This window comes from Paracoccus sp. DMF (assembly GCF_004407025.1).
GTDB lineage: Bacteria > Pseudomonadota > Alphaproteobacteria > Rhodobacterales > Rhodobacteraceae > Paracoccus > Paracoccus aminovorans_B.
This window is the reverse complement of record NZ_SOKV02000165.1, coordinates 1-852: the sequence shown is the minus strand read 5'-3', so window position 1 is coordinate 852 and position 852 is coordinate 1. Positions and strand designations below refer to the sequence as shown.

Below are 852 nucleotides of genomic sequence, written 5' to 3'. Positions count from 1 at the left end.
TAGGTCATGTTGACAAAACGGGATTCCACTGGCCTGCGCCCCGTGCTTCAAGCTCCTCTCTACGTAGGAGACAAGCTTGGCACGCAACCTGATATCTGACGATGACTGGGCGTTTTTCGAGGGCTTCATCGGTGCCGTCCGACACCCGAATGGGCGCAAGCCATCCAATCATCGCCTTGTTCTGGATGGTATTTTCTGGATAGCGCGAACTGGCGCGCCTTGGCGCGACCTACCTGAAGAGTTCGGAAAGTGGTCCTCGGTCTACCGCCAGTTCCGCCGCTGGACCCTGGCAGGGCTGTGGGAAGATATTCTGGACGCGCTGAACCATGCGGGGATTGCGCCAGACAAGCTTCAGATGGTCGACAGCACCGTGATCCGCGCCCACCATCATGCGGCGGGCGCAAAAGGGGGACTCCGAAAGAGGCTCTTGGCCGTTCGAGAGGTGGCTTCTCGACCAAGATCCACCTCCGCGTCAACGGCGCAGGCCTCCCGATGAGGACCGTGATCACGCCGGGGCAGGATTCCGACTACGCCGGCTATGATCTGGTGATGGCCGACAACCTGCCGCAGCCCGCCGTTCTGGTCGCCGACAGGGGCTATGATTCCAATGAAATTCGGGAAGACATCGAAAGCCGCAACGCCCTGCCGATGATACCGATGCGCAAGAACCGCAAGGTTCGCAAGGCCGTCGACATGACCATCTACACCCTGCGCAATATCGTCGAGCGTTGTTTCAACAGGCTGAAGAACAGCCGCCGGCTAGCGACCCGCTACGACAAAACCGCAGACAGCTTTCTTGGCTTCATAGACATCGCCTGCATCAGGCTATGGATCCGCCATTTGTCAACATAA

The 852-nt window shown here is 58.8% G+C and carries 1 protein-coding gene; it reads left to right on the top strand.

Features of this window, described 5'->3' with window-relative positions:
- The first annotated feature begins 76 nt into the window (after nt 1–76).
- Nucleotides 77–852 (top strand): IS5 family transposase gene (locus tag E3D03_RS20985; protein WP_411969842.1). Its coding sequence is split into 2 segments (ribosomal slippage): nt 77–401 and nt 401–852, totalling 777 coding nucleotides; the frame shifts between segments, so codons are not numbered across the junction.